This window comes from Cellulomonas sp. P4_A2 (genome assembly GCF_056402515.1).
Window position 1 is genome coordinate 1 of sequence record NZ_JBFUHG010000097.1, and the last position, 475, is coordinate 475.

Consider the following 475-nt stretch of genomic DNA (forward strand, 5'->3'; position numbering starts at 1 on the left):
GATGACCGCCATGCCGGGCGTTCTCTGCTGCGGCGGCTGCTCCCGGTGACCTCGGGGGGTCTGCTCAGCGTGGACCCGAGTCAGGATGTCTGGGTGGCGGTGGCGTTGACCCACCAAGGGTTGCGGGCCTTGGGGGTACCTCAGGAGTCGCTGGACAGCTTTCCGCTGGCGTTTCGTGAGGGCATGGCCGCGCGTGCGGACCTGATCGGCGACGTGGGCGAGAGTGCCCCGGCCCACTGGGAGCCACCGTTCGGAACGGGCGAGGTGCATATCGCGTTGAGTGCCCTCTCTCCCGACGCTGCGCGACTGGAGAGGGCGCTGGAGCGGGCCCGCACCGCCTACCAGGACACGCCCGGTATCACGGTGATCTGGCAGCAGGACGTCCGCCAGCTCCCGACCGGGCGAACCACCTTCGGCTTCCGCGACGGCATCAGCTATCCGAACATCGAGGGCGTGCCACTGCCCGGCTCCAACC

General features: G+C 69.5%; 1 pseudogene. It reads left to right on the top strand.

The window, feature by feature from the left end:
- Positions 1-93 precede the first annotated feature (93 nt).
- A pseudogene (locus tag AC1DUE_RS20270) lies at positions 94-475 on the top strand (Dyp-type peroxidase); the annotation flags it as partial.